Raw genomic sequence first — 24,633 nt, 5'->3', positions numbered from 1 at the left:
CGCATCAGTAGCAAGGCCATTGGCACTCCACCCGCGAGAGGGCAGTATCCCCCTGTGGCTGATCTCATCACCGTCACCGACCCCGACGACCCGCGGCTGAGCGACTTCACCGGCCTCACGGACGTCGAGCTCAGACGCAAACGGGAGCCCGCCGAGGGCCTGTTCATCGCCGAGGGCGAGAAAGTCATCCGCCGCGCCCGGATCGCCGGGTACGAGATGCGGTCGATGCTGCTGTCCTCGAAGTGGGTCGACGTCATGCGGGACGTCATCGACGAGGTTCCGGCTCCCGTGTACGCGGTGAGCCCGGAACTCGCCGAACGCGTCACGGGATACCACGTGCACCGCGGGGCCCTCGCCTCCATGCAGCGCAAACCGCTGCCCACCCCCGGCGAGGTGCTCGCGGGCGCGCGGCGCGTCGCCGTCATGGAGACCGTCAACGACCACACCAACATCGGCGCGATCTTCCGCAGCGCCGCGGCGCTCGGCATGGACGGGGTGCTGCTGTCCCCGGACTGCGCCGACCCGCTCTACCGACGGTCCGTCAAAGTCTCGATGGGCGCGGTCTTCTCGGTCCCGTACGCCCGCCTCGACGCCTGGCCGCACGCCCTGGAACCGGTACGCGACGCGGGCTTCACCCTCCTCGCGCTCACCCCCGACCCCAAGGCCGTCCCCATCGAGGAGGCACTCGCCCGCGGCTCGTCCCGTACGGCGCTCATGCTCGGCGCCGAAGGCACCGGTCTCTCGGCCCGCGCCCTCCGCGCCGCCGACGACTGGGTCCGCATCCCCATGGCCCACGGAGTCGACTCCCTCAACGTGGCCGCAGCAGCAGCAGTCTCCTTCTACGCCCTCACCCCCTGAGAAGAGCCGACCCCGGCCCCGCCACGGTGCGCGCGCAAGCCGCCAACTCCCCACCCCGCGCCGGGTCCAGGGGCGCAGCCCGGAGACCCGGCCACGGGGACGTGCGCGCCCGCGTCACCAACCCCGAAGCCCGCGCCGGGTTCAGGGGCGCACCCCCGAGGCCCGGGTATGGGGCGCGCACGCCCGCACCCAACCCCAAGCCCGCGTCGGGGCTCAGGGGCGCAGCCCCGGTATTCGGGAAGGGGCGGGCTGGGGAAGAACCCAGCCGCCAGCGCTCGGCGCCGCCGCGCGCCGCGGCTACGGGAGCGTCCGCGCGCGCATCGCCAGCCCCAAGCCTGCGTAGGGTCCGGGGCGAAGCCCCGAGCGGGGGCGGGGGCGGAGCCCCAGGGGGCCCGGGGCGTAGCCCCGATATTTGGGAAGGGGCGGGGGGAAGAACCCAGCCGCCAGCGCTCGGCGCCGCCGCATGCTCCGGCCACGGGAGCGTCCGCACACGCGTCGCCAGCCCCAAGCCTGCGTAGGGTCCGGGGCGAAGCCCTGAGTGGGGGCTGGGGCGGAGCCCCAGAGGGGTCCGGGGCGTAGCCCCGGTTTTCGGGAAGGGGCGGGGTGGGGAAGAGCCCAGCGGTCAGCTGCCCCGGCCACAGGAGCGTCCGCGCGCACGGTCGTCAACTCCCCAGCCCGCGCCGGGTTCAGGGGCGAAGCCCCGAGGCCCGGGTATGGGGCGCGCACGCCCTCCCCCAACCCCAAGCCCGCGTCGGGGTTCAGGGGCGCAGCCCCGAGGGGCCCGGGGCGGAGCCCCGGTATTCGGGTAGGGGCGGGGTGGGGAGAAGGCTCGCGGTCAGCGCTCCGGCGCCGCCACGCGCCCCGCATCCTGCACCGCGACACTCCACTCCGCGGACCCCCGCTCCGCGGCACCCGCACTCCGCGCCGGCCCCTGACACCCCTGCGCCGCCGCGATACCGAGCGCCACCAGCAGGGTGACCACCACGAACACCACGAGCCGCTGCCGCAGCAGCCGCCGGTCGGGACCGACGCGACGCGCCGCGCCCGGCCGCGTACCGGGCCGGGAGCCCGGCCGGGACGATCCGGTGCGGGCCGGCGGCCGCTTCCCCGAGGGCCGGCTGCCGGACGTACGGGACGACCCCGTACGGGAAGAGCCCGTACGGGACGGCGACGACGAGCCCCCCGTCCGCTCACGCTCCCGCTCCCGGTCACGTTCCCGCCCGGAGCCCCGCTCGCCCGCTCGCCGCCCGGCGCCATCCGCACCCGCGCCCGAGCCCGACGCCCCGTTCCCGGAGCCCGCAGCGCCGCCGCCCGCGGACCCGGCCCCGGACGACCGCCCCTCGGAGGAAGCGGCGGCCCCCTGGCCGGCTCCCGCACCGGAGCCCGCCGCTCCACCCGCGTAGCCGCCGGAGCCGGCCCCGTGGCCACCGGCACCGGAGCCATAGCCACTGGACCCGTTCGAGCCATAGCCGTTGGACCCGGAGGAGGGCCCGGGCCCCGCCCCGGCCACGCCGCCCGCCGCCGGCTCGGGCAGCCCCCGCGCCTCCCGCGCCGCGATCTCCTTGAGCCGCAGCGACAGTTGCAGCGTGCTGGGCCGCTCCTCGGGCTCCTTCACGAGGCACGCGTGGATGAGCGGCGCGAGCGCCGCGTGCACGGCCTGCAGATGCGGCTCCTCGTGCACGACCCGGTACAGCATCACTTCGGAACTGCCCTGCCCGAAGGGGGAGTCGGCGGTCGCCGCGTACGCCAGCGTCGCGCCCAGCGCGAACACGTCCGTCGCGGGCGTCACATGCGCCCCCCGCACCTGCTCGGGCGCGAGGAAACCGGGCGAACCCACGGCCGTACCGACGTGCGTGAGCGTGCTCGCACCCGTCGCCCACGCGATGCCGAAGTCGATGATGCGCGGGCCCTTGGGCGACAGCAGGATGTTGGACGGCTTGAGGTCCCGGTGCACGACGCCGGCCTCGTGCACGGCCACCAGCCCCTCCGCCAACGCCGCACCGATGGAGGCGACCTGGGAGGGCGGCAGCGGACCGCCCTCGGACACCTTGTCGTGCAGCGAGGGGCCCGGTACGTACTGCGTCGCGAACCAGGGCCGCTCCGCCTCCAGATCGGCCGCCACGAGCCGCGCCGTGCAGCCGCCGCGGATCCGCCGCGCGGCGGAGACCTCGCGGGCGAACCGCGAGCGGAATTCCTGATCCTCCGCCAGATCGGGCCGGATCACCTTCAGCGCGACCCGCTGTCCGCGCCGGTCGGAGCCGAGATAGACGACGCCCATCCCGCCCGCACCCAGCCGCCGGTGCAGCCTGAACGCGCCGACGACACGCGGGTCCTCGCGTCGGAGCCGCATCATCGCCATGTCGTTCCCCTACCTCCGGTGGGAGGCCGCACCTCCGGCGAGGAGGCCCCTTCCGTTGCCGGTCCGTCTGACGGGGCACAGCTTACGGACTGCCGCCGCGTCGCGACGACAGGCCGCGCAGGCGCTGCCGGACGGATTGTCAGTCCCTGGTGGGATGCTGGTGAGACAGGGTCAGGGAAGCTGACGGGCACCGGCTGTTCGCCCTCCCGGGGCGCCAAGGTGCCGTCGCAGAAGGGGGATTGACGGAGTGAAAGGTGGCTGGGTGGAGATAGTAGTGGACGCGGGGGACACCACGCGGACGTACGAGGTGACCGCCTCGCGCGCGGGCCGCAGGGTGGAGACACAGGTGCGCAGGGGAGTGGTCGAAGTGAGCGAAGTCACCAGGAGCGGATCCGTGGTGCGCACCGCGCGCTTCATGTCGACGCGGGTGCTGGCTCTCGTGGAGCATCCGGTGCCGCGGCAGGACGAGGCGGCGGAGCCCCCGCGCTGACCAGCGCTTCCGGGGCGGTGCGCGGGGCCCTCTCGGGGATGCCCCGGAGAGGGCGGAGCGGCCCTCCACCCTGGGGAGTAGATGCGCGGCGATCTGCTCCTCCTGGGGGAGGCCCACAGGTCGGTACGACGGCATGACGCCGGGCCCCGGGCGGCGCCCTAATGTTGAGTGCAGCGGCGGACGAAGTACTCATCCCCCGAGGTCATGCGTCCGCCGCGGTCACACATGGACACAGGGGAGCGGACCATGGCGCACACAGCAGGGCGCACGGCGACGCGGGAGCAGGGACGGCTGGCGGCTCTTGTCGCGCTCGGTACCCGGCCCGGTGGCCGGCGTCATCCGCTGGTCGCCGCGGCCATGGTCATCCCGCTGGCCGTGATCCTCTTCGTCGCCTTCGGCGCGATGGAGGTTCTGGTCAGCCAGGCGTCGTCCGTGGCCGGATTGCTGGGGCGCTGAGCGGCGCCCCGGGGCCCGGGAGAGCGGCCCGGGCCGGGGACATCCGGCCATCAGCCCCGTGGGGACGGGGGTGCGGCGGACGGCATCGGGGCCGGGCGGCTGGGGAGCCGCCCGGCCCCTGCTTTTTTGTGAACGAGAGCAACGCGAAGGGCCCCGGCCGCTGTTGGCGGCCGGGGCCCTTCGTGCTGTGGACGATACTGGGATTGAACCAGTGACCTCTTCCGTGTCAGGGAAGCGCTCTCCCGCTGAGCTAATCGTCCTCGGGATACTGCGGATACCTCGGGTACTTCGTGCGTGAGGCCCCCGGAGGGGCCTCGTGCGTGCGCGGTACTGGGATTGAACCAGTGACCTCTTCCGTGTCAGGGAAGCGCTCTCCCGCTGAGCTAACCGCGCGGGGGTCCTTGCGGACCAGTGGACGATACTGGGATTGAACCAGTGACCTCTTCCGTGTCAGGGAAGCGCTCTCCCGCTGAGCTAATCGTCCAGGAGAGGTGGAGACGGGATTTGAACCCGTGTAGACGGCTTTGCAGGCCGTTGCCTCGCCTCTCGGCCACTCCACCTTGGCGGGGACCCGAAGACCCCCACTCCGAGCGGACGACGAGGTTCGAACTCGCGACCTCAACCTTGGCAAGGTTGCGCTCTACCAGCTGAGCTACGTCCGCAGGTGCCGTTGCTCCGGTCCGCTGCTGCGTCCCGGCGACGTGTTGAACTCTAGCGGATTCCGGGCCCAGCTCAAATTCCGTTTCCGCAGCGTGGCCGCGAAGTGGCCGCTGTGCGACGGTTCTGCCACCCGCGAGGCACCCACGGCCCACCCCGTGGCCGACCCGCAAGCCACCCCGCGACGCACCCAAGACCCACCCCGCGACCCACCCGCGAAACGTCCGCGGAACGTCCCCCGGCCGACCGCGCGAAGGCCGCGCAACGGCCGCGCGCCGCCCAACCGGCCACCCCCGCAGCCGTGTCGGAGTGCCCGTCGGCAGGCCGGGCGGCGACCCCCATAGACTCGTCCGCGTGTACGACGCAGCCCCGCTTGCCCGATTCGGTGGTCTCCTCGCCACCGACCTGCGCGATGTCACCAGCGACCCCGCTGCCCTGGACTCCACGGGCTGGTGGGCGGTCGTCGCCGATTTCGAGGGCGGCCTCATGTGCGCCCGCTTCGGCGACGTACGCCCGGCCGCCTCCTCGTCCCTGCCCGCGGCCAACGGCGCTCCCGGAGCCCGCTGGCGGGGACCGGGCCCCGGTGACTGGACCAGCTCACTGGACCGCGCCGCCTACACGGAAGGCGTGCGCCGCATACGCGAGCACATCGCGAACGGCGAGGTGTACCAGGCGAACCTGTGCCGCGTCCTCACCGCGCCGCTGCCTGACCCGGACCCGGCGCACTCCGACATCGACCACCTCACAGCGCTGTTGGCCTGCGGCAATCCAGCGCCGTACGCGGGCACCGTCCGGCTCCCCGCGCACGGCGTCGAAGTCGCCACCGCCTCCCCGGAGCTCTACCTGCGCCGCGACGGGAGCACCGTCACCTCCGGCCCGATCAAGGGCACGGCCCGCACGGCGGACGAGCTGCTGGAGAAGGACCACGCCGAGAACGTGATGATCGTGGACCTGGTCCGCAACGACCTCGGCCGCGTCTGCGCGACCGGCAGCGTCACCGTCCCCGCGCTGTGCGCCGTCGAACAGCACCCGGGCCTCGTCCACCTCGTCTCCACCGTGCGCGGCGAGCTCCCCGCCGAGCAGGGCTGGGCCGGACTGCTCAGCCGTACGTTCCCGCCCGGCTCGGTCACCGGAGCCCCCAAGTCCAGCGCGCTGCGCATCATCGGCGAGCTGGAGACCGCGCCCCGCGGCCCGTACTGCGGCGGCATCGGCTGGGTCGACGCCGACCGCGGCACCGGCGAGCTCGCCGTCGGCATCCGCACCTTCTGGATCGAACGCGCCGCGCCCGGCGGCCCCGTCCTGCGCTTCGGCACCGGCGCCGGCATCACCTGGGGCTCCGACCCGGAAGGCGAATGGGCCGAGACCGAACTCAAGGCGTCCCGGCTGCTCGCGGTAGCGTCGGGAACGTACGAAGACGGCGCGGACACCCAGCAGGCCGCGGCACCCACGGCGGAAACCGGCGGAAGGACACCCCAGTGAGGATCTGGCTCGACGGCGGGCTCCAGGACGCGGCGAGCGCCCGCGTCTCCGTGCTCGACCACGGACTGACCGTCGGCGACGGCGTGTTCGAGACAGTGAAGACGACTGAGGGACAGCCCTTCGCCCTCACCCGCCACCTCGACCGGCTCGCCCGCTCCGCCGCCGGACTCGGCCTGCCCGCACCGGACCTCGACGAAGTACGCCGCGCCTGCGACGCCGTCACCGAGGCCAACCCGATGCCGCTGGGCCGGCTGCGCATCACGTACACCGGCGGTCTTTCCCCGCTCGGCTCGGACCGCGGCGAGACCGGAGCCACCCTCGTCGTCGCGCTCGGCGAGGCGTCCCGGCGCGCCGACACCACCTCCGTGATCACCGTGCCCTGGACCCGCAACGAGCGCGGCGCGCTGAGCGGCCTCAAGTCCACCTCGTACGCGGAGAACGTCGTCGCCCTCGCCCGCGCCCGCCAGCAGGCCGCCACCGAGGCCCTGTTCGGCAACTCCCGCGACCAGCTGTGCGAGGGCACAGGCTCCAACGTCTTCGTCGTCCTCGACGGCGAACTGCACACCCCGCCGCTCGAATCCGGCTGCCTCGCCGGCATCACCCGCGCGCTGACCGCCGAGTGGACCGGAGCCCGTGAGACCGAGCTGCCGCTGGACGTACTGGACCGCGCCGACGAGATCTTCCTGACCTCCACGCTGCGCGACGTACAGGCCGTGCACCGCGTCGACGGCCGCCAACTGACCGGCGCGCCCGGCCCGGTGACTGCCAAGGCCATGCGGATCTTCGACGAGCGCTCCGCCGCCGACATGGACCCCTGAGCCGGGCGGCACGTGACGCGGGGCCCGGCAGCGGGTAGAACTCGTCCGGTGACCACGACCCTGCGCCCGACCGGGCCCGAGGAGTACGGCCCGGACGGCGCCCGCTCCCGCGCGTACGACATCTGCGTCAACAGCCGCCCCGTCGGCATCGTCCGGCTCGCCACCGACGAGCGGTTCGGCCCCTCGGCGGGCCGGATCACCCAGCTCGCCGTGGACGAACGGGAGCGCCGCCGCGGCCGCGCCACGGTCGCGGCACTCGCCGCCGAGGAAGTGCTGCGCGGCTGGGGCTGCGACCGGATCGAGGCCGGCATCCCCGAACGCGCCCCCGCGGCGCTGCGGCTCGCCGAGACCCTCGGCTACCGCCTGCGCAGCCGCAACATGCTCAAGACCCTGCCGGAGACCCCGCCCGAGCTGCCGCAGGGCAGTGCCGTACGCACCATGACGGACGACGAGTTCGGCCAATGGCGCACCCGCGACCGGGAGATGGTGGCCGACACCCTCGCCGCCCGCGGCGTACCGCGTGCGCAGGCCGAGGCCAAGGCCGACACGGCGCACCGCACCCAGCTCCCCGACGGCCCGTCAACTCCCGGCGCCGCACTGCGCGTACTGGAACACGAGGGCGCGCCCGTCGGCATGTTCTGGGCCACCGTCGACGCCGCTCCCCGCCCCGACGCGGACGCCTGGGTCTACGCCGTAGAGGTCGACGAGGAGCACCGCGGCCGCGGCCACGGCCGCACCCTGATGCACGCAGCCGAGTCAGCGGCACACGCCGCGGGCTCCCGCATCCTCGGACTCAACGTCTACGCAGACAACGTCCCGGCCCTCCGCCTCTACACGTCCCTCGGCTACCAGAACGCAGAACACCACTACTACAAACCACTGCTGTAAGCGGCACGCGCCCCGATAAGGGGGACGCGGATAAGGGGCGCGGGGAACTGCGCGAAAAAGGGGCGCGGGGAACTGCGCAAACCCCAGCAGGAGCCGCGGCCGCCCGAACAGGGGCGCGGGGCACACAGAGCGGCACACGCGGCGCCCTCCGCGGAGCGGCTACCGCCCCAGGAGCCGGTCCGCGATCCCCTCGATCCGCTCCAGCAACCCCTCCTGATCGCGGCTCCCATCCAACAGCTCGCCGCCGATGAGGAACGTGGGCGTCCCCTTGACCCCGATCGCCGTGCCCTCGGCCTGATCCGCGTCCACCATCAGCAGGTGCCGGCCGTCGATCAGCGCCGTCTCGAACTCGGCCTTCTTCAGGCCCAGTTCCTCCGCCGCCTCCAGCAGCACCGCGTCGCCCCGCTCGGCCAGCTCGTGCGTACGGTCCAGCACGGCGTCCACGTACGTGTCGCCCTTCCCCTGCATGTACGCCTCCTCCGCGGCCTGCGCGGCGGCGTACGCGTGCTTGTGCTTGTCCAGCGGGAAGTGCCGCAGCCGGATCTCCAGCGCGTCCCCGTACCGCTCGCGCAGCGCGCGCAGAATGCCCTGCGCCTTGTGACAGTCGGGGCACTGGAGCTCGCACCAGTAGTCGAGGACAGCGTGCGACGCGGGGGTGGTGGGGATGCCGGGGGAGTCGTTCATGGTGCCAGTGTCTCAGCCCCACGGAGGAGCTCCCCCCTGACATCTCCCGGATGCGGCCGTGCGGCCGTAGCCTCCGTCACCCCGGGCGGTGCACGATGGAAGCATGCTCACCACGACCGTCTGTGCCGCGCTCTCCGCGGCGGGTCTGGCCGTCGCCTTCCTGACGGCCTTCCGGCGCCGCTATGCCGCCGCCACCCGCATTGCCGCGTTCTCCCTGCTGCCCGTCGGCCTGGCGATGGCCGGGCTGATCGGGCTCGCCGGCAAGATCGGCAAGGCGGTCGGCACCTGGGCCTCCGACCTGGTGCTCAAGCCCACCGTCTGGGCGGGCTTCGCAGTGCTGGCGGTGGCCGTCGTGCTGTACGTGATCGCCCGCTTCGCCGCCGGCAGGGGAGACGCCCGCCCCAGCCGGAAGGAACGCCGCGCCGCCGCCCGGCAGCAGCAGGCCGCGGCCCCCGGCGCCTCGGCCCCCGCCCTCGGCAAGCCCGGCGCGTCCCCCGCCCCCGCCAAGCAGACCCAGAGCGGCGGAGACGCGGACGACTTCTCCGACATCGAGGCCATCCTGAAAAAGCACGGCATCTGATCCACTTCGGTCACGCGGTCCACCTTCTTCACGCAGAACCACGAAATGTGAGGAACTCCGCGTCAAAAAGGGTGTGTTCGGCCCCCGGGGCAGCCCGGCTGGGACATCATCGCGGCGAGATGGACACGACGCCGAACGCTCCCCTCGAGCTCCACGAGCCCGCCCCCGCGCAGCCCTCCGCGCCGCTGCCCCTCCCCGACCCGGAGGCACGGGGCTGCCTCTACGCCCTCTCGCAGCCCCCGCTGATGCTCTTCCTCGCGGTCATCGCCGTCCTGCTCGCCGTCACCGGCGCACACGACCTGCTGGTGCTGTGACCCGCGCGCCGTGACCCGGACCGCGGTGCCCCGCTGTGGCCCCGCGAGCCCCGCTCAGTCCCGCGCGGCGGACTCCCGCTGCCGCGCCCGGTACGCCGCCACGTGCAGCCGGTTCCCGCACGTACGGCTGTCGCAGTAGCGCCGCGAGCGGTTCCGGGACAGGTCCACGAAGGCCCGCCCGCAGTCCGGCGCGTCGCACCGCCGCAGCCGGTCCCGCTCCCCGGCGACGACGATGAACGCCAGCGCCATCCCGCCGTCCGCCGCCAGGTGCTGCGCGAGCGTCGCGCCCGGCGCGAAGTAGTGGACGTGCCAGTCGTAGCCGTCGTGGTCGGTCAGCTGCGGCGTCGTCCCCGCCTCGGCGACCAGCCCGTTGATCAGCTCCGCCGCCGTACGGTCGTCGTCCGCCGCGAAGAGCCGCGCGAAACGCTCCCGCACGGACCGCACCGCGGCGAGATCGTCCTCGGTGAGCGTGCTGACGCCGCTCACGTCATTGCGCGCGACGTAGTCCCGCAGGTCTTGCAGGGAGGCCAGGGCGTCGGGATGCTCGTCCCCGTCGGCCTCCGTGTTGAGCAGGTCGACCACGTCGTCGAGCGCGCACCGGGTGTCGTGATTGATCTGCACCGCTCGCTCCTGGGCAGCCGTGGGGTCCGATGCGCCCAGAGCCTAGTACCTCCACGACACGGCAGCGCCGTTCCCGCACCAGAAGTGCGGGAACGGCGCTGCCGTGTGCCGTGACCGGCCACCGCACCGCTGCCGTCGCCCCGAGTCGGACGGCAGTGGCGGGCCGGAGCCTCTCAGTTCTCCGCGAGGATGTGTGAGAGCTCCGCGTCGAGGTCGAAGTGACGGTGTTCCGTACCGGGCGGCACAGCCGCGTCGGTTCGCTTCAGGAAGGACTCGAGTGCCCGGGCGGGGGCCTCCAGCAGGGCCTCGCCCTCCGGGGAACTGAGGGCGATACAGACGACTCCTTGACCGTGACTTCGGGATGGCCAGACCCGCACGTCTCCGGTGCCGGTGGGCCGGTGCAGCCCCTCGGCCAGGAGATCGCGGGCGAAAACCCACTCCACGGTCTCCTCGGCACCGGTGTGGAAGGTGGCATGCACGGCGTAGGGGTCGGCCGTGTCGTACCGCAGGCCCGCGGGTACAGGCAGGGAGGACTCGCTCGAAACAACGAGGCGCAGGTGCAGCTCGCAGCTGACCGTGGTGTTCATAAGCGCCAGGGCCTTTCGCTCAGTGTGCGCTCGGGGATTCGCACGTCGGCGAAATCGACATGCCACCTACGCGTCGGTTGTAAACCCCTCTGCCCGATTTGGGAGAGATGTAGTCCTTCATTCGGCGGATGAGGCATTTGTACCGTACGGCCATTCCGGTGACGGTCGCGGGTTCGGGTACCTTGGCGCTATGAGTGCGGAGAGTAGCGAGAAGCCGTTCGGCTCCCGGGCACCCCGGTTCATCAAGGCATCCCGTCCGCTGCACCTCAGCTGGCAGGTCGTGATCTTTCTGATCGGCCTGGCCATCGTGGTGGGCGGCGTGATCATGCTGCCGTTGCCCGGGCCGGGCTGGCTCGTCATCTTCGCCGGTATCGGTGTGTGGGGCACGGAGTTCCCGTGGGCGCAGCGCGTGCTCCGGTGGACGAAGCGGAAGCTCCACGAGTGGGCGGAGTGGGTCAAGAAGCGCCGGCTCGAGCGACGGGCGCGCAAGGCCGGCCGCACGTTGTCATAAGCACCCGCTGACATGCGGTAATGTTGTCCGCGCAGAGGGGCGATTAGCTCAGCGGGAGAGCGCTTCGTTCACACCGAAGAGGTCACTGGTTCGAACCCAGTATCGCCCACAGCAGGACCGGCCCCCGGAGGCGCAAAGCCTCCGGGGGCCGGTCCTGCTGTGGGCGGGTGCGGTTGGCCACCCTTCGCTGTCCTGCGGTGTGCGTCCGCACGGACGGGGGCGGGCAAGTCGCCGCCGGGCACGGCCGGTTGGGTCCAGTCGGGTGTCCAGCGACGCCACCGCGCGGTACGGGCCGGCTGCCGCCCGGATCTCGTACTGGTGGGCGAGTGGATGCCGTAGCGTCGGGCGTATGACGGACCGTGTCGCAGGGCGCGCCGGACGGAACCACTACCGGTTCCGCAGTCTCTGGCTGCTGTCGGCGTCGCCCGGCCGGGTGTACGCCGTACTGGAACGCGCCGAGGAGTACCCCGAGTGGTGGCCGCAGGTGCGCGCGGTCGACGGAGACGGAGCGGAGTCCGGCCGCGCGCGCGTCCGCTCCCTCCTGCCGTACTACCTGACCTTCACCGCGCGTGCCGTCCGGCACGACCCGCGGAACCGGGTGCTGGAGATCGCCATGACCGGCGACATGGAGGGCTGGGCCCGCTGGACCGTGCTCGCCAACAGCCGCGGCAGCACAGCGCTTTACGAGCAGCAGGTCGAGATCCACAAACCGCTGCTGCGGCTGTTCGCCCTGCCGGGGCGCCCCCTTTTCGCCCTGAATCACGCCCTGATGATGCGCTCAGGGCAGCGCGGACTGAGGGACCGGCTGCGAAGGGGTTTGGATGATGGGTGAGCGGCACTGTATTGTTCTGCACGTGCCGCGGCGCCGAGAGGCCCGCACACACATCCCGGGCGATTAGCTCAGCGGGAGAGCGCTTCGTTCACACCGAAGAGGTCACTGGTTCGAACCCAGTATCGCCCACCCTCCACTTGAGGCCGGTCCGGCGGACCGGCCTCTTGTCGTGCGTTCCCACAGCACTCCGCGTGCCCCCAACCCCATCCGTTTGCGCCCGAGTTCACCGGGTGAGGAAACAAGTGGGGAGCGGGGAGGGACGAGGCGCCCATGCGTACCGACGCCCGAGACAGCGAACACCACGACGAAATCCACTGGTGGCGCCAAGTGCCCGCCGGCAACCGCAACGCCGTCTGGAACGCCCGCCAGCGACTGCACAACGCCGCCGGCGCCATGCTGCGCGCAGGCGCGCTCGCGGCGCGGGCCACCGCCGGCTTCTACGGTGCCCGCTACGCCGGATACGCCGAGGAGTACCTCGGCCAGGCCGTCTTCGACGAGGTCTCCGGCCGGCCCGCCACCGCCGCCGGACGCTCCCTCACCGCCCGCGTCCCCGCCGCCCGCCGTCCCGCCGGCACAGTGGCCCTGCACCACGGACTGCACGCCCTGCGCGACGCCGTCACCCTGCACCGCTCCAGCGGAACCCAGACACCCCTGGACGTCGCCGTGCAGTCCGGCGCCAGCCGCGAACTGGCCGAGGCGGTACGGGAGATGGTGCGCGGCACCGAAGGAATCCGGATCTCCATGACCTGGTCCCGCGGCGCCGGACTGCCCGACGGATGCCAGAACCGCCCGCCGCCCGTCGTGTTCACCCCCGGCGACGTGCCCGCGCTCCAGCAGGCCTCCCAGCGGTACGCCCGCGACGAACCCTCCGTACCCGTCCGGCTCACCGGCGCCGTGGTGCGGCTGCGGCGGGCCGAGCCCGGCGGGCCCGGCGCCGTACGGCTGCGGGTGCTGGCCGGCGCCGACGTGGCGCAGGTGCGCGCCGGACTCGACGAGGAGGCGTACCGGATCGCGGCCTACGCCCATCTGTCCGGACTGCCGATCCGCGTCGACGGGAGGCTGGAGAGCCGCGGCGGCTTCCGCCGGCTCACCGGCGCCCGCCACTTGGCCCCGGTGCCGGTCGACGAGCACGCGCGGGACCGTGTGCTCACGGCGCTGGGGGAGGGGCTGGACGGCTTCGGGAAGGTGCTCGGCGACGGCTGAACGCGTCCCGTACGTACGGCCGGGACGGCGGCCGCACAACCGTTTCGCGCCGCGGGGTGCGGGCTCGGTACGATTCCTGCTGCGCTGAAGTTCGTCGGCGCGTTCCAGAAGCGTCAGTCAGGAGAGACCGGTGTCAGACGTCCGTGTGACCATCCAACGCGATTCCGAGCGGGAAGAGCGCGTGGTGACCACGGGCACTACGGCCGCCGCGCTCTTCGACGGCGAGCGTTCCGTCGTCGCCGCGCGCGTCGCGGGAGAGCTCAAGGACCTCGCGTACGAGCCCGCCGAGGGTGAGGTCGTCGAGCCCGTCGACATCACCAGCGACGACGGCCTGAACATCCTGCGGCACTCCGCCGCGCACGTGATGGCGCAGGCCGTGCAGGAGCTGTTCCCCGAGGCCAAGCTCGGCATCGGCCCGCCGGTCAAGGACGGCTTCTACTACGACTTCGACGTCGAGGAGCCCTTCACCCCGGACGATCTGAAGAGCATCGAGAAGAAGATGCAGCAGATCCAGAAGCAGGGGCAGCGCTTCGCCCGCCGCGTCACCACCGACGACGACGCGCGTGAGGAGCTGGCGGACGAGCCGTACAAGCTGGAGCTCATCGGCCTCAAGGGCAACGCGGCGGACGCCGCCGAAGGCGCGGACGCCGAGGTCGGCGCCGGTGAACTCACCATCTACGACAACCTCGACCCGAAGTCCGGCGAGCTGTGCTGGAAAGACCTCTGCCGGGGTCCGCACCTGCCGACCACCCGGAACATCCCCGCGTTCAAGCTGATGCGCTCGGCCGCCGCGTACTGGCGGGGCAGCGAGAAGAACAAGCAGCTCCAGCGGATCTACGGCACCGCGTGGCCGACCAAGGACGAGCTGAAGGCGTACCTGGAGTTCCTCGCCGAGGCCGAGAAGCGCGACCACCGCAAGCTCGGCAACGAGCTGGACCTGTTCTCCTTCCCCGAGGAGGTCGGTCCCGGCCTCGCGGTCTTCCACCCCAAGGGCGGCGTCGTCCGCAAGGTGATGGAGGACTACTCGCGCAAGCGGCACGAGGACGGGGGCTACGAGTTCGTCAACACCCCGCACATCTCGAAGGAGAAGCTCTTCGAGACCTCGGGGCACCTGCCGAACTACGGGGACAACATGTTCCCGCCGCTGGAGTTCGACGAGCAGAACTACCGCCTCAAGGCGATGAACTGCCCGATGCACAACCTGATCTTCAAGGCGCGCGGCCGCTCGTACCGTGAACTGCCGCTGCGGCTCTTCGAGTTCGGGACCGTGTACCGGTACGAGAAGTCCGGCGTGGTGCACGGGCTGACCCGTTCGCGCGGCTTCACCCAGGACGACTCGCACATCTACTGCACCAAGGAGCAGATGGCGGGCGAGCTGGACAACCTGCTCACCTTCGTCCTGGACCTGCTGCGCGACTACGGCCTGACCGAGTTCGAGCTGGAACTGTCCACCCGGGACCCGGAGTCGGACAAGTTCATCGGCGGGGACGAGGTGTGGGAGGAGGCCACCGAGGCGCTGCGCCAGGCGGCCGAGAAGCAGGGGCTGCCGCTGGTTCCCGACCCGGGCGGCGCGGCCTTCTACGGGCCGAAGATCTCCGTGCAGGCGAAGGACGCGATCGGCCGGTCGTGGCAGATGTCGACCATCCAGGTCGACTTCAACCAGCCGGAGCGGTTCGGCCTGGAGTACACCGCGGCCGACGGCTCCCGGCAGCAGCCGGTCATGCTGCACCGCGCGCTCTTCGGCTCGATCGAGCGGTTCTTCGCCGTACTGCTGGAGCACTACGCGGGCGCGTTCCCGGCGTGGCTGGCCCCGGTGCAGGCCGTCGGCATCCCGATCGGCGACGACCACGTGCCGTACCTGGAGGAGTTCGCCCTGCAGGCGAAGGCCAAGGGGCTGCGGGTCGAGGTCGACTCCTCCTCGGACCGGATGCAGAAGAAGATCAGGAACGCTCAGAAGGCCAAGGTGCCGTTCATGGTCATTGCCGGTGACGACGACGTCGCCGCCGGCGCGGTGAGCTTCCGGTACCGGGACGGGACGCAGGAGAACGGCATCCCGCGAGACGAGGCCATCAAGAAGATCGCCGACGTGGTGGAGAGCCGCGAGCAGGTCTGACGGTTCCCGTACGGGCTGAACCGTACGGAACCTGTACGTGAAGACACACGCAGAGGGGCGGTCCGATCAAGGGCCGCCCCTCTTCGTGTCGGCGCGGCGGCGGCGCTTAAGCTGGCCGTCATGACGAGCGAGCCGGAGCAGCAGATCGGGGTAGGGACACCGGACGCCTTCCAGCGGCTGTGGACCCCGCACCGGATGGCCTACATCCAGGGTGAGAACAAACCGAGCGGTCCCGAGCAGGACGACGGCTGCCCCTTCTGCGCCATTCCCTCGAAGAGCGATGAGGACGGTCTCGTCATCCAGCGCGGCGAGCACGTGTACGCGGTGCTGAATCTGTACCCGTACAACGGCGGCCACCTCATGTCCGTCCCGTACCGGCACGTCGCCGACTACACGGAGCTGACGCCCGAAGAGACGCTGGAGCTCGCGGAGTTCACCAAGCGGGCCATGACGGCGCTGCGGACGGCGTCGGGCGCGCACGGGTTCAACATCGGCCTCAACCAGGGTTCGGTCGCGGGCGCCGGGATCGCCGCCCATCTGCATCAGCACGTGGTGCCGCGCTGGGGCGGGGACACCAACTTCATGCCGGTCGTGGGGCACACCAAGATCCTGCCGCAGCTGCTCGCCGACACCCGTGCGATGCTCGCGGCGGCCTGGCCGCAGGACTGACCCGCAGGCGTACGGGCCCGCAGACGTACGTACGCGCCCGGACCGGCTGTGAGCCGGTGCCGGGCGCGTCGTGCGTTCACGCGTCGGGCGCTCAGGCGTCGTACGCGTCGGCCTTCCGCGGCTCGGCGCCCTGCACCATGCCGCTGAGGTTGAGGGAGCGGCTGCCGAACTTCTCGGTGTCGCAGCCGTGCTGGTCGAGGACGCGGATGGCGGCGTCGTGGACGACGCGGAGCACCGGGGTGGCGGCGCGGAGCGCGTCGTCGGCCATGAAGCGGTGCCGCCAGGGCTTGTCGGCCCAGGCGTGCCTCAGGCCGAAGGGCTCGGGCAGGTTGAGCTTGCCGCCGAGGAAGTCCAGGACGGGCGGGAACCAGGTGAAGGGTGCGCGCACGGTGAGGCGTACGACTTCGCTCGGTTCGACGAGGGGGAGGTGGACCTCCTTGGTCTCCCAGAACCTGACGCTCTTGGAGACCTCCTTGGTCTTGGGCTTGGGCTTGGTGGTGAACAGGGGGTGGACCGGGCCGAGGGCGTGCCCGGTGACCTCGATGCGCAGGGTGTGGTGCAGGACGGTGACGGTGATCAGGAGCGTTATCACCAGCTGGCCGTCCCAGAGGACGAACTGGACGCCGAGGTAGTGGCGGTTGCCGCTGCCGAACTGCTGCTCGTTGCAGATGCGCTGGATCTCGAAGTCCTTGATGCGGTACCCCTCGACCTCCTGGCCCTCGGGGCGCTTGACCTCCTTGGCGCCCTCGCCGACGGGGGAGACGACCCAGTGGCGGATGGAGGGCGGGGGGAAGCCGCCGGTGTGCAGCGGGCCGCGTTCCAGCAGGCGGAGCCGGTCGTGGATGGCGCGGATGACGTCCCAGCTGCGGAAGCCGTCGATGTCGCCGTCGGGTTCGGCGGGGACGAGTTCCTCGGCGAGCTGCCAGCTGCCCCAGCGGGTGCCCATGCCGAGTATGCCCTTGGGGCCCGCGTAGTAGACGAGGTTGCTGGCCTGCTCGGCGGTGAGCTTGGCGAGGCCGAGGCGGATGCGTTCGGCGCCGGCGTCGGAGGGGTCCTGCGGTACGGCTTCGGGGATCTTGGCGCCGACTCCGCTGCCGCCGAGGAGCATCTCCCAGCGGGCGCGGAGGTCCTTGGCGTACTTCTCGCAGATCCGTTTCGCCCACAGCCAGCCGAGGACGGGGGCGACGAGCATGGCCTTCAGGTAGAGACCGAGGAGGCCGGTGACGGGGAGCTTGAGGACGAGGAGCACGGCGAGTCCGCCGAGGGCGACCATGGCGGCCATGCCGAGGGCGCCGGCGCGCTTGTCCTGGGCCCCGGCGATGACGCGGCGGAGCTGGAAGGCGAGCAGCCAGATGAGGACGCCGGGGAGGAAGACGAGGCCGAAGCCGACCATGACGGCGGTGAGGCGCAGGTCGCGGTCCTTGCGGACGCGGGTGGCGGCGAGGCAGTGCTCGACGACGGTCTGCGGTTCGATGCCGAAGGACTGGATGAGGGCCTTGCGGGCGCCGCCGAGGAGGCGGACCTGGACGGCACGGGAGAAGGCCTCGCCCATGTTGGGTTCGAAGAGGGCGATGCGGGGTTTCTTCACGCCCGCTTCGGAGTTGGCCCCGACGAGGGGGCTGATGGAGCCGTCGCGGTAGGCGGCGGAGGCGAGTGCCTGGGTGGCGGCCGTCTGGCCGCCGGACCCGGACAGCGGAACCTGCGCGCCGGGGCGGAAGTCGGATGCCGCCTCGGCCGCACCGCTGAGATCGTCGAAACCGGCCACTGAGTCCCACTTCCCGTGTGCGCTGGTACGTGCGCGTGTGTGCCGACCACCTGCGCTTTCCCAACTGCCGTGGCCGGCACACCCCTTGCACCAGGGTAGTGCTGATCAGGCTTCGTTTTCCGCCTCTTGGAGGATCTTGGTGGCGAGGTGCTGCGGCATCGGTTCGTGGCCCGCGTAGGTGCGGGCGAAGCGGCCGGTGCCGTGGGAGAGGGAGCGCAGGTCGATCGCGTACCGGCTGATCTCGATCTCCGGGATGTGGGCGCGGACCAGGGTGTTCCCTCCGGGGATCTGTTCGGTTCCGGAGACGCGGCCGCGCCGTCCGGACAGGTCGCTCATGACGGCGCCGACGTACTCGTCGGCGACGATGGCGCGCAACTCGGCGACGGGTTCGAGGAGATGGAGTTTCACGGATGTGGCGCATTCGCGCAGGGCGAGGGCGCCGGCGGTCTGGAAGGCGGCGTCGGAGGAGTCGACGGAGTGCGCCTTGCCGTCGAGCAGGGTGACGCGGACGTCGACGAGGGGGTAGCCGGCGGCGATGCCCTTGGCGGCCTGGGCGCGTACGCCTTTCTCGACGGAGGGGATGAACTGGCGGGGTACGGCGCCGCCGACGACTTTGTCGACGAATTCGATGCCGGAGCCCTCGGGGAGGGGTTCGACGGTGATCTCGCAGATGGCGAACTGGCCGTGTCCGCCGGACTGTTTGACGTGCCGGCCGCGTCCCGATGCCTTCTCGGCGAAGGTCTCGCGGAGGGACACCTTGTGGGGGACCGCGTCGACGTGTACGCCGTAGCGGCCGCGGAGCCGTTCGAGGGCGACGTCCACGTGGGCCTCGCCGAGGCACCAGAGGACGAGCTGGTGGGTGTGCTGGTTCTGTTCGAGGCGCATGGTGGGGTCCTCGGCGACCAGCCGGGCGAGGCCCTGGGAGAGCTTGTCCTCGTCGGGTTTGCTGTGTGCCTTGATGGCGACGGGCAGCAGCGGGTCGGGCATGGACCAGGGCTCCATGAGGAGCGGGTCGTCCTTGGCGGAGAGGGTGTCGCCGGTCTCGGCGCGGTTGAGTTTCGCCACGCAGGCGAGGTCTCCGGCGATGGCCTTGGCGAGGGGGCGCTGCTGTTTGCCGAAGGGGGCGGAGAGGGCGCCGACGCGTTCGTCGACGTCGTGGTCCTCGTGTCCGCGGTCCTCCAGGCCGTGTCCGGAGACGTGGACGGTCTCGTCGGGGCGCAGGGTGCCGGAGAAGACCCGGACGAGGGAGACGCGTCCCACGTAGGGGTCGGAGGAGGTCTTCACCACCTCTGCGGCCAGGGGGCCTTCGGGGTCGCAGGTGAGGGGTTGGCGGGTGGCGCCCTGCGGGGTGGTGACCTCGGGGATGCCGCGTTCCTGGGGGGTGGGGAATCCGCCGGTGACGAGTTCGAGGAGTTCGACGGTGCCGAGTCCCTGCTGTCCTCCGTCGCGGGCGGGGGCCGCGGCCAGTACGGGGTGGAAGACGCCGCGTGCGACGGCCTTCTCCAGGTCCTGGATGAGCGTTTTGACGTCGCACTCCTCGCCGCCGAGGTAGCGCTCCATCAGGGTCTCGTCCTCGCTCTCGGAGATGATGCCCTCGATGAGCCGGTTGCGGGCCTCCTCGATGAGGGGCAACTGGCCGTTCTCCGGGACGCGTTCGGCGCGGCTGCCGGAGGTGTAGTCGAAGAGGCGCTGGGAGAGCAGCCCGATGAGGCCGTCGACGGGGGCGTGACCGTCGGCGCCGGGCTCGCCGTACAGCGGCAGGTAGAGGGGGATGACGGCGTCGGGGTCGTCGCCGCCGAAGATCCGCTGGCAGACGGCGGCCATCTCCCCGAAGTCGGAGCGCGCGGCGTCGAGGTGGGTGACGACGATGGCGCGCGGCATGTCGACGGCGGCGCACTCGTCCCAGACGAGTTTGGTGGCGCCGTCGACGCCGTCGGAGGCGGAGACGACGAAAAGGGCCGCGTCCGCTGCCCGCAGACCGGCCCTCAGCTCACCGACGAAGTCGGCGTATCCAGGGGTATCGAGCAGGTTGACCTTGACGCCGTTCCATTCGACCGGCACGAGGGAGAGCTGTACGGAGCGCTGCTGCCGGTGCTCGATCTCGTCGTAGTCGGAGAGGGAGCCGCCGTCCTCGACGCGTCCTGCCCGCTGGACGGCTCCGGAGGTCTGTGCGAGGGCCTCCACGAGGGTGGTCTTGCCGGATCCGCTGTGGCCGACCAGCACGACGTTCCGTACGGAGGAGGGGTGGTCGGCCGCGGCTGCCCTGCCGGCGGCTCCGGGATGTGTGCTCGCCTTGTCGCCCATGTTCCCGCCTTCCGGTCGATGCCTGCTGGAATGGGTTCTCCGGGATGGGGGTGTCGCGATGAGGGTGGTTTCTCCGAGCTTTCCACCGCTGCCATGAGGCGTCCATACATGCGGCACGGTGCGTCAACCCGGTGTGGACGGCGGGGCCTTGCGGCGGGTGGTGGGCGGTCGCGGGGCGTGCGGGCGGGCGGTTGCCGGGAGGGCCGGGCGGGGCGTCAGGCGGGGGCGGTCCGGGGCGGCCAGGTGCCGGGTTCCAGGATGCCGAGGACGTAGGCGCGGGCGACGAGCGCCGTGCGGTTGGGGGCGTGCCAGCGGCGGGCCATGCGGGTCAGGTGGTAGTTGACGCCGTCGGTGGTGAGGCCGACGGCGGCGGCGATGGCGGCGGTGGTCTCGCCGGCGGCGGCCAGGGCGAGGATGCGGCCCTCGGCGGGGGTGACGGCGGGTGCGGGTGCGGTCGCCGTACGGTCGTCGCCTGCCGGTTCCGGCGCTGTGCCGACGCGCAACTGGAGGAGGAGCGCGGGGCGTTCGTACGCGGCCTCGCTGACGGGGTCGACGGTCAGCTCGCCGTGCCGGGCCGTGCCGTGGGTGCGCCAGCTGACGTTGAGGGGGTAGCGGGAGCGGCGGCCGAGGCGCAGGGCCTCGGTGAGGCGTTCCAGCTGTCCGGTCTCGCGGGGCCGGAAGAGCTCCAGGGCGTTGCGGCCGGGGAGCTGTCCGGGGGAGCGGGCCCATTCGGCGGCCATCGCGGGGTTGGCGAGCAGGATGGTGCCGTCGGCGCGGCAGACGGCGAGGGGGCTCTGTACCCGGTCGAGGAGGAGCAGGCAGCGGTTCCGCCAGGCGACGGCGCTGTGGTCCTGTTCGGGGTCGTCGGTGTCGTACGGCCAGGTCGGCGTCACGGGCGCGCTGTCCTTCCGGGGCGGGTGCTGCCATCGGGGGCGGCCGGGCGCAAGGGCGGCACGCCCGACGATCACTACACAATCATGTAGTGCGGTGCCTCCGCGGGCCGGGCGGCCGGGGTGAGGGTGAGGGGAGCGGCGCCCATGCCGATGTCCACAGCGCGATGCCCTCACAGCCCGATGTCCCCCACAGCGGAAGGCAGTTCAGCCATGACCCAGGCCACCACCCGTACCGAGAGCGGGCCGTACGGCGGTGTGCCCGTCGCCGACATCTCGGCCACCGGGCCCACCGCCACCCCTGTGCAGCAGGCCATGGAGCTGGCCCGGGAGCACGGTCCGGTGTTTCTGCGGCGGCTGCACGGCCGGGACACGCTGTTCGTCAGCGACCCGGACATGGTGGCGGAGCTCTCGGACGAGGAACGGTTCAGCAAGGCCATCGGGCTGCCGCTGCAGAACGTACGGGAGTTCGCCGCGGACGGGCTGTTCACCGCGTACAACGAGGAGCCCAACTGGGCCCGGGCGCACGACATTCTGATGCCCGCGTTCGCGCTGGGCTCGATGCGCACGTACCACCCGGTGATGCTGCGGGTGGCGCACCGGGTCCTCGACGCGTGGGACACGCGGGCCGCCGCGGGGCGGCCCGTCGAGGTGTCCGAGGACATGACGCGGATGACGCTGGACACCATCGGACTGGCCGGATTCGGCTACGACTTCGACTCGTTCGCGCGGGACGAGCCGCATCCGTTCGTGTCCGCGATGGTGCGCTGTCTGGAGTGGAGCATGAACCGGCTGGGCCGCAAGCCCGGCGCGGACCACTCGGAGGAGGACGCGGCGTTCCGCGAGGACGCGGACTATCTGGCGTCGGTCGTGGACGAGGTAGTGGCCGCGCGGACCGCGGCGGGGGACACCTCGCAGGAGGATCTGCTCGGGCTGATGCTGAACGCGCCGCACCCCTCCGACGGCGTCCCGCTGGACCACGAGAACATCCGCAACCAGGTCATCACCTTCCTCATCGCCGGGCACGAAACGACGTCCAGCGCCCTGTCGTTCGCGCTCTACTACCTGGTGAAGAACCCGGCCGTGCTGCGGCTCGCGCAGCGCGAGGCCGACGAGCTGTGGGGCGACACCGACCGCCCCGAGCCGTCCTTCGGGGACGTGGCGCAGCTGCGCTGGACGCGGCAGGTGCTGCACGAGGCGCTGCGGATGTGGCCGACGGCGCCCGGCTTCGGCCGGCAGGCGAAGGAGGACACGCTGCTGGGCGGGCGGATCCCCGTACGTGCGGGGGAGACCGTCACCGTGCAGACGCCGATGCTGCACCGGTCGGCGGTGTGGGGCGACAACCCGGAGGCGTTCGACCCGGCCCGGTTCGCGCCGGAGGCCGAGGAGGCGCGCTCGCCGCACGCGTACAAGCCGTTCGGTACGGGGGAACGGGCCTGCATCGGGCGGCAGTTCGCGCTGCACGAGGCGACGATGCTGCTCGGCATGCTCGTGCACCGCTACCGGCTGGGCGACACCGGCGACGGGGGCGCGGGCGGCGGCTACCGGCTGCGCATCAAGGAGACGCTGACCCTGAAACCGGAGGGCTTCACCCTGGAGCTCACCCCGCGCACCCCCGCCGACCGCGCCGCCGACCGTGCCGCGCTGGACACGCTGCCCGTGGGCCGGGCGGCCGCGGACGGGGACGGTACGGAGGACGAGGCGGGGCTGCCGTCGCGGGTGCTCGCGGGCACGGGGCTGCTGGTGCTGCACGGCAGCAACTACGGGACGTGCCGCGACATCGCGGAGCGGCTCGCCGGCATGGCGCAGGACGCGGGCTGCGACACGGAGACGGCCGCGCTGGACGCGTACGCCGGCGAACTGCCCGGTGACCGGCCCGTGGTGCTCGTCGCCGCCTCCTACAACGGCAGGCCCACCGACGACGCGGCCCGCTTCGTGGAGTGGGCCGAAGGGGCGGACTCCGGCGCCGCCGACGGGCTGACGTACGCCGTCCTCGGTGTCGGCGACCGCACCTGGGCGGCCACGTACCAGCGTGTGCCCACCCTCCTCGACGACCGGCTCGCGGCCGCCGGCGGCACCCGGCTGCTGCCCCGCGGCGAGGCCGACGCGTCGGGCGATCTGGACGGCGCCGTACGGGAGTTCACGGCCGCCCTCCGCACCGCCCTGCTCCGCGAGCACGGCGACCCCGCCACCGTGGGCGCGCCCGCACCCGCGCAGGACGAGGGCCCGGCGTACTCCGTCACCGAGGTCACCGGCGGGCCCCACGACGCGCTCGCAGCCCGGCACGGGCTGACCGCCCTCACGGTGACCGAGTCCCGCGATCTGACCGCTCCGGGGCACCCCCGCCGCAAGCGGCTGCTCCGTCTCGCGCTGCCCGCCGGCACGGAGTACCGGACGGCCGACCATCTGACCGTCCTTCCCGAGAACGGCCCCGCGCTGGTGGAGCGCGCCCTACGGGTGCTGGGCGTACAGCCGGACACGGTGCTGAACATCCAGGCGCGCGGCGCCGCCCGGAACGCCCTCCCGGTGGACCGGCCGCTGTCCGTGCACGAGCTGCTGACCCGTCATCTGGAGCTGCAGGACCCGGCGGCCCCGGCGCAGATCGCGGAGCTCGCCGAGGCCAACCCGTGCCCGCCCGAGAAGGCGGCACTGAGCGCGCTGGCCGATGCCCCGGACGCCGGCCCGCGTACCGTCCTCGATCTGATCGAGGACCACCCCGCGCTGCGCGAGGTCCTCGGCTGGCCGCAACTCCTCGGCCTGTTCCCGCAGATGCGCACCCGGCACTACTCGGTGTCCTCCACCCCGCGCACCTCGCCGGGCCACGCCGACCTCATGGTCTCCGTACTGGAAGCCCCCGCCCGGTCCGGCCGCGGCACCTACCGGGGCACCGGCTCGGGACACCTGGCGCGGCTGGCGCCGGGCGACACCGTGTGGGCCCGCGTCCAGCCGTGCCGCGAGGCGTTCCGGGTGCCCGAAGTGCCGGACACGCCGCTGATCCTGATCGCCGCGGGGACCGGCCTCGCCCCGTTCCGGGGTGCCGTCGCCGACCGGCGGGCGCTGCTGTCGGAGGGGGCCCGGCTCGCCCCGGCGCTGCTCTACTTCGGCTGCGACGACCCGGACGCCGACTTCCTGCACGCCGCCGAACTCCGGGAGGCCGAGGAGGCCGGCGCCGTGTCGCTGCGCCCCGCGCACAGCGAACGCCCGCGTGACGGAGTGCGGTTCGTACAGCACCGCATCGCCGCGGAGGGCGACGAGGTGTGGCGGCTCCTCCAGGAGGGCGCACGGGTGTACGTCTGCGGGGACGGCGCGCGCATGGCGCCCGGCGTACGCGACGCACTCCGCGAGCTGTACGCGCGCCGCCATCCGGAGGAGTCCGCACAGCGGGCGGAGGAGTGGCTGCAGGCCCTGACGGCCGCCGGGCGCTACACCGAGGACGTCTACGCGGCGGGCTGAGCCCGCACCGGGGCCTCCCCGCCGCCGATCGGCGGCCGTGCGGCCCGCGCCCCGCGATCCGTTCGCGGTCGGCGCGGGCCTCCTGGCTACGATGGGCCAGCC

At 72.4% G+C, this 24,633-nt stretch carries 21 protein-coding genes and 7 tRNA genes; 16 read left to right on the top strand and 12 right to left on the bottom strand.

What is annotated here, in order from left to right:
- The first annotated feature begins 54 nt into the window (after nt 1–54).
- Complete coding sequence (locus tag AC3AGO_RS07435) at nt 55–858, top strand: TrmH family RNA methyltransferase (RefSeq protein ID WP_487819330.1); 804 nt, start codon at nt 55–57, stop codon at nt 856–858.
- A gap of 835 nt (nt 859–1,693) precedes the next feature.
- On the opposite strand, the gene AC3AGO_RS07430 is transcribed toward AC3AGO_RS07435, so the two are convergent.
- Entirely contained in the window at nt 1,694–3,217 is a 1,524-nt protein-coding gene (locus tag AC3AGO_RS07430) for a serine/threonine-protein kinase (protein ID WP_487819329.1), read from the bottom strand.
- Nucleotides 3,218–3,464: 247 nt separating this feature from the next.
- Between AC3AGO_RS07430 and AC3AGO_RS07425 the strand changes: the two genes are divergently transcribed.
- Together AC3AGO_RS07425 and AC3AGO_RS07420 are read left to right on the top strand one after the other, a co-directional pair.
- On the top strand, nt 3,465–3,707 hold the full coding sequence (locus AC3AGO_RS07425; protein ID WP_487819328.1) for a hypothetical protein: 243 nt from the start codon (nt 3,465–3,467) through the stop codon (nt 3,705–3,707).
- A gap of 246 nt (nt 3,708–3,953) precedes the next feature.
- Nucleotides 3,954–4,163, top strand: a complete 210-nt coding sequence (locus AC3AGO_RS07420) for a hypothetical protein (RefSeq protein WP_487819327.1) — start codon at nt 3,954–3,956, stop codon at nt 4,161–4,163.
- Nucleotides 4,164–4,351: 188 nt separating this feature from the next.
- Here AC3AGO_RS07420 and AC3AGO_RS07415 read toward each other — a convergent pair.
- From AC3AGO_RS07415 to AC3AGO_RS07395, 5 genes are all read right to left on the bottom strand, one after another.
- Nucleotides 4,352–4,423, bottom strand: a tRNA-Val gene (locus AC3AGO_RS07415).
- Nucleotides 4,424–4,484: 61 nt separating this feature from the next.
- Nucleotides 4,485–4,556 (bottom strand) — tRNA-Val (locus AC3AGO_RS07410).
- 19 nt (nt 4,557–4,575) lie between these two features.
- Nucleotides 4,576–4,647: transfer RNA gene (locus AC3AGO_RS07405), tRNA-Val, on the bottom strand.
- Between the two features lie 5 nt (nt 4,648–4,652).
- Nucleotides 4,653–4,723, bottom strand: a tRNA-Cys gene (locus AC3AGO_RS07400).
- Between the two features lie 29 nt (nt 4,724–4,752).
- Nucleotides 4,753–4,825 (bottom strand) — tRNA-Gly (locus tag AC3AGO_RS07395).
- Nucleotides 4,826–5,174: 349 nt separating this feature from the next.
- On the opposite strand from AC3AGO_RS07395, the gene AC3AGO_RS07390 reads away from it, so the two are divergent.
- The 3 genes from AC3AGO_RS07390 to AC3AGO_RS07380 are packed head-to-tail and all read left to right on the top strand — an operon-like array spanning nt 5,175 to nt 8,005.
- Nucleotides 5,175–6,299 carry a chorismate-binding protein gene (locus AC3AGO_RS07390; RefSeq protein WP_487819326.1) on the top strand — a complete coding sequence of 375 codons (1,125 nt, stop codon included), beginning with the start codon at nt 5,175–5,177 and terminating at the stop codon, nt 6,297–6,299.
- Nucleotides 6,296–7,117 carry an aminotransferase class IV gene (locus AC3AGO_RS07385; RefSeq protein ID WP_487819325.1) on the top strand — a complete coding sequence of 274 codons (822 nt, stop codon included), beginning with the start codon at nt 6,296–6,298 and terminating at the stop codon, nt 7,115–7,117. Before AC3AGO_RS07390 ends, AC3AGO_RS07385 begins: the two co-directional genes overlap by 4 nt.
- A 48-nt stretch (nt 7,118–7,165) precedes the next feature.
- Nucleotides 7,166–8,005: a GNAT family N-acetyltransferase gene (locus AC3AGO_RS07380; RefSeq protein ID WP_487819324.1), complete on the top strand. Its 840-nt coding sequence runs from the start codon at nt 7,166–7,168 to the stop codon at nt 8,003–8,005.
- 159 nt (nt 8,006–8,164) lie between these two features.
- On the opposite strand, the gene AC3AGO_RS07375 is transcribed toward AC3AGO_RS07380, so the two are convergent.
- The gene (locus AC3AGO_RS07375; RefSeq protein WP_487819323.1) at nt 8,165–8,689 is read right to left on the bottom strand and encodes a DsbA family protein; all 525 of its coding nucleotides are present in this window, start codon (nt 8,687–8,689) and stop codon (nt 8,165–8,167) included.
- A 103-nt stretch (nt 8,690–8,792) separates the two neighbouring features.
- On the opposite strand from AC3AGO_RS07375, the gene AC3AGO_RS07370 reads away from it, so the two are divergent.
- Both AC3AGO_RS07370 and AC3AGO_RS07365 read left to right on the top strand, forming a co-directional pair.
- On the top strand, nt 8,793–9,269 hold the full coding sequence (locus AC3AGO_RS07370) for a hypothetical protein (protein WP_487819322.1): 477 nt from the start codon (nt 8,793–8,795) through the stop codon (nt 9,267–9,269).
- A 119-nt stretch (nt 9,270–9,388) separates the two neighbouring features.
- Nucleotides 9,389–9,583 carry a hypothetical protein gene (locus AC3AGO_RS07365; RefSeq protein ID WP_487819321.1) on the top strand — a complete coding sequence of 65 codons (195 nt, stop codon included), beginning with the start codon at nt 9,389–9,391 and terminating at the stop codon, nt 9,581–9,583.
- Nucleotides 9,584–9,637: 54 nt separating this feature from the next.
- Here AC3AGO_RS07365 and AC3AGO_RS07360 read toward each other — a convergent pair whose 3' ends face one another.
- On the bottom strand, nt 9,638–10,204 hold the full coding sequence (locus AC3AGO_RS07360) for a CGNR zinc finger domain-containing protein (RefSeq protein ID WP_487819320.1): 567 nt from the start codon (nt 10,202–10,204) through the stop codon (nt 9,638–9,640).
- A 173-nt stretch (nt 10,205–10,377) separates the two neighbouring features.
- Nucleotides 10,378–10,791, bottom strand: coding sequence for an SsgA family sporulation/cell division regulator (locus AC3AGO_RS07355; protein ID WP_487819319.1), 414 nt, complete (start codon nt 10,789–10,791; stop codon nt 10,378–10,380).
- Between the two features lie 190 nt (nt 10,792–10,981).
- On the opposite strand from AC3AGO_RS07355, the gene AC3AGO_RS07350 reads away from it, so the two are divergent.
- The 7 genes from AC3AGO_RS07350 to AC3AGO_RS07320 all read left to right on the top strand — a co-directional run bounded on the left by AC3AGO_RS07350 (nt 10,982) and on the right by AC3AGO_RS07320 (nt 16,119).
- Nucleotides 10,982–11,302, top strand: a complete 321-nt coding sequence (locus AC3AGO_RS07350; RefSeq protein WP_487819318.1) for a TIGR02611 family protein — start codon at nt 10,982–10,984, stop codon at nt 11,300–11,302.
- Nucleotides 11,303–11,339: 37 nt separating this feature from the next.
- Nucleotides 11,340–11,411: transfer RNA gene (locus AC3AGO_RS07345), tRNA-Val, on the top strand.
- Between the two features lie 240 nt (nt 11,412–11,651).
- Entirely contained in the window at nt 11,652–12,134 is a 483-nt protein-coding gene (locus AC3AGO_RS07340) for an SRPBCC family protein (protein WP_487819317.1), read from the top strand.
- A gap of 57 nt (nt 12,135–12,191) precedes the next feature.
- A tRNA-Val gene (locus AC3AGO_RS07335) sits at nt 12,192–12,263 on the top strand.
- A gap of 141 nt (nt 12,264–12,404) precedes the next feature.
- On the top strand, nt 12,405–13,337 hold the full coding sequence (locus tag AC3AGO_RS07330) for a hypothetical protein (protein ID WP_487819316.1): 933 nt from the start codon (nt 12,405–12,407) through the stop codon (nt 13,335–13,337).
- 130 nt (nt 13,338–13,467) lie between these two features.
- Nucleotides 13,468–15,450, top strand: coding sequence for a threonine--tRNA ligase (gene thrS / locus AC3AGO_RS07325; RefSeq protein ID WP_487819315.1), 1,983 nt, complete (start codon nt 13,468–13,470; stop codon nt 15,448–15,450).
- A 120-nt stretch (nt 15,451–15,570) separates the two neighbouring features.
- Complete coding sequence (locus AC3AGO_RS07320; RefSeq protein ID WP_487819314.1) at nt 15,571–16,119, top strand: HIT family protein; 549 nt, start codon at nt 15,571–15,573, stop codon at nt 16,117–16,119.
- A 91-nt stretch (nt 16,120–16,210) separates the two neighbouring features.
- Here the strand turns inward: AC3AGO_RS07320 and AC3AGO_RS07315 are convergent, their stop codons facing one another.
- The 3 genes from AC3AGO_RS07315 to AC3AGO_RS07305 all read right to left on the bottom strand — a co-directional run bounded on the left by AC3AGO_RS07315 (nt 16,211) and on the right by AC3AGO_RS07305 (nt 21,081).
- A complete protein-coding gene (locus tag AC3AGO_RS07315) occupies nt 16,211–17,884 on the bottom strand; it encodes a hypothetical protein (RefSeq protein ID WP_487819313.1) in 1,674 nt (557 codons plus the stop codon).
- Nucleotides 17,885–17,989: 105 nt separating this feature from the next.
- On the bottom strand, nt 17,990–20,188 hold the full coding sequence (locus tag AC3AGO_RS07310) for an elongation factor G-like protein EF-G2 (RefSeq protein ID WP_487819312.1): 2,199 nt from the start codon (nt 20,186–20,188) through the stop codon (nt 17,990–17,992).
- Nucleotides 20,189–20,403: 215 nt separating this feature from the next.
- Nucleotides 20,404–21,081: a helix-turn-helix transcriptional regulator gene (locus AC3AGO_RS07305; protein ID WP_487819311.1), complete on the bottom strand. Its 678-nt coding sequence runs from the start codon at nt 21,079–21,081 to the stop codon at nt 20,404–20,406.
- A 210-nt stretch (nt 21,082–21,291) separates the two neighbouring features.
- Here AC3AGO_RS07305 and AC3AGO_RS07300 point away from each other — a divergent pair, with 210 nt between their 5' ends.
- Nucleotides 21,292–24,531 carry a bifunctional cytochrome P450/NADPH--P450 reductase gene (locus AC3AGO_RS07300; protein WP_487819310.1) on the top strand — a complete coding sequence of 1,080 codons (3,240 nt, stop codon included), beginning with the start codon at nt 21,292–21,294 and terminating at the stop codon, nt 24,529–24,531.
- Nucleotides 24,532–24,633: the final 102 nt, after the last annotated feature.

It is taken from the genome of Streptomyces sp. BL1 (assembly GCF_057628045.1).
The sequence above is the reverse complement of the archived record's forward strand: the minus strand, read 5'-3'. Positions and strand labels throughout refer to the sequence as shown.

Coding starts and splice junctions, on each gene's coding strand:
- AC3AGO_RS07310 (WP_487819312.1), bottom strand. CDS start 20,188: ATGGGCGACAAGGCGAGCACACATCCCGGAGCCGCCGGCAGGGCAGCC.
- AC3AGO_RS07355 (WP_487819319.1), bottom strand. CDS start 10,791: ATGAACACCACGGTCAGCTGCGAGCTGCACCTGCGCCTCGTTGTTTCG.
- AC3AGO_RS07320 (WP_487819314.1), top strand. CDS start 15,571: ATGACGAGCGAGCCGGAGCAGCAGATCGGGGTAGGGACACCGGACGCC.
- AC3AGO_RS07330 (WP_487819316.1), top strand. CDS start 12,405: ATGCGTACCGACGCCCGAGACAGCGAACACCACGACGAAATCCACTGG.
- AC3AGO_RS07370 (WP_487819322.1), top strand. CDS start 8,793: ATGCTCACCACGACCGTCTGTGCCGCGCTCTCCGCGGCGGGTCTGGCC.
- AC3AGO_RS07430 (WP_487819329.1), bottom strand. CDS start 3,217: ATGGCGATGATGCGGCTCCGACGCGAGGACCCGCGTGTCGTCGGCGCG.
- AC3AGO_RS07340 (WP_487819317.1), top strand. CDS start 11,652: ATGACGGACCGTGTCGCAGGGCGCGCCGGACGGAACCACTACCGGTTC.
- AC3AGO_RS07375 (WP_487819323.1), bottom strand. CDS start 8,689: ATGAACGACTCCCCCGGCATCCCCACCACCCCCGCGTCGCACGCTGTC.
- AC3AGO_RS07365 (WP_487819321.1), top strand. CDS start 9,389: ATGGACACGACGCCGAACGCTCCCCTCGAGCTCCACGAGCCCGCCCCC.
- AC3AGO_RS07350 (WP_487819318.1), top strand. CDS start 10,982: ATGAGTGCGGAGAGTAGCGAGAAGCCGTTCGGCTCCCGGGCACCCCGG.
- AC3AGO_RS07300 (WP_487819310.1), top strand. CDS start 21,292: ATGACCCAGGCCACCACCCGTACCGAGAGCGGGCCGTACGGCGGTGTG.
- AC3AGO_RS07420 (WP_487819327.1), top strand. CDS start 3,954: ATGGCGCACACAGCAGGGCGCACGGCGACGCGGGAGCAGGGACGGCTG.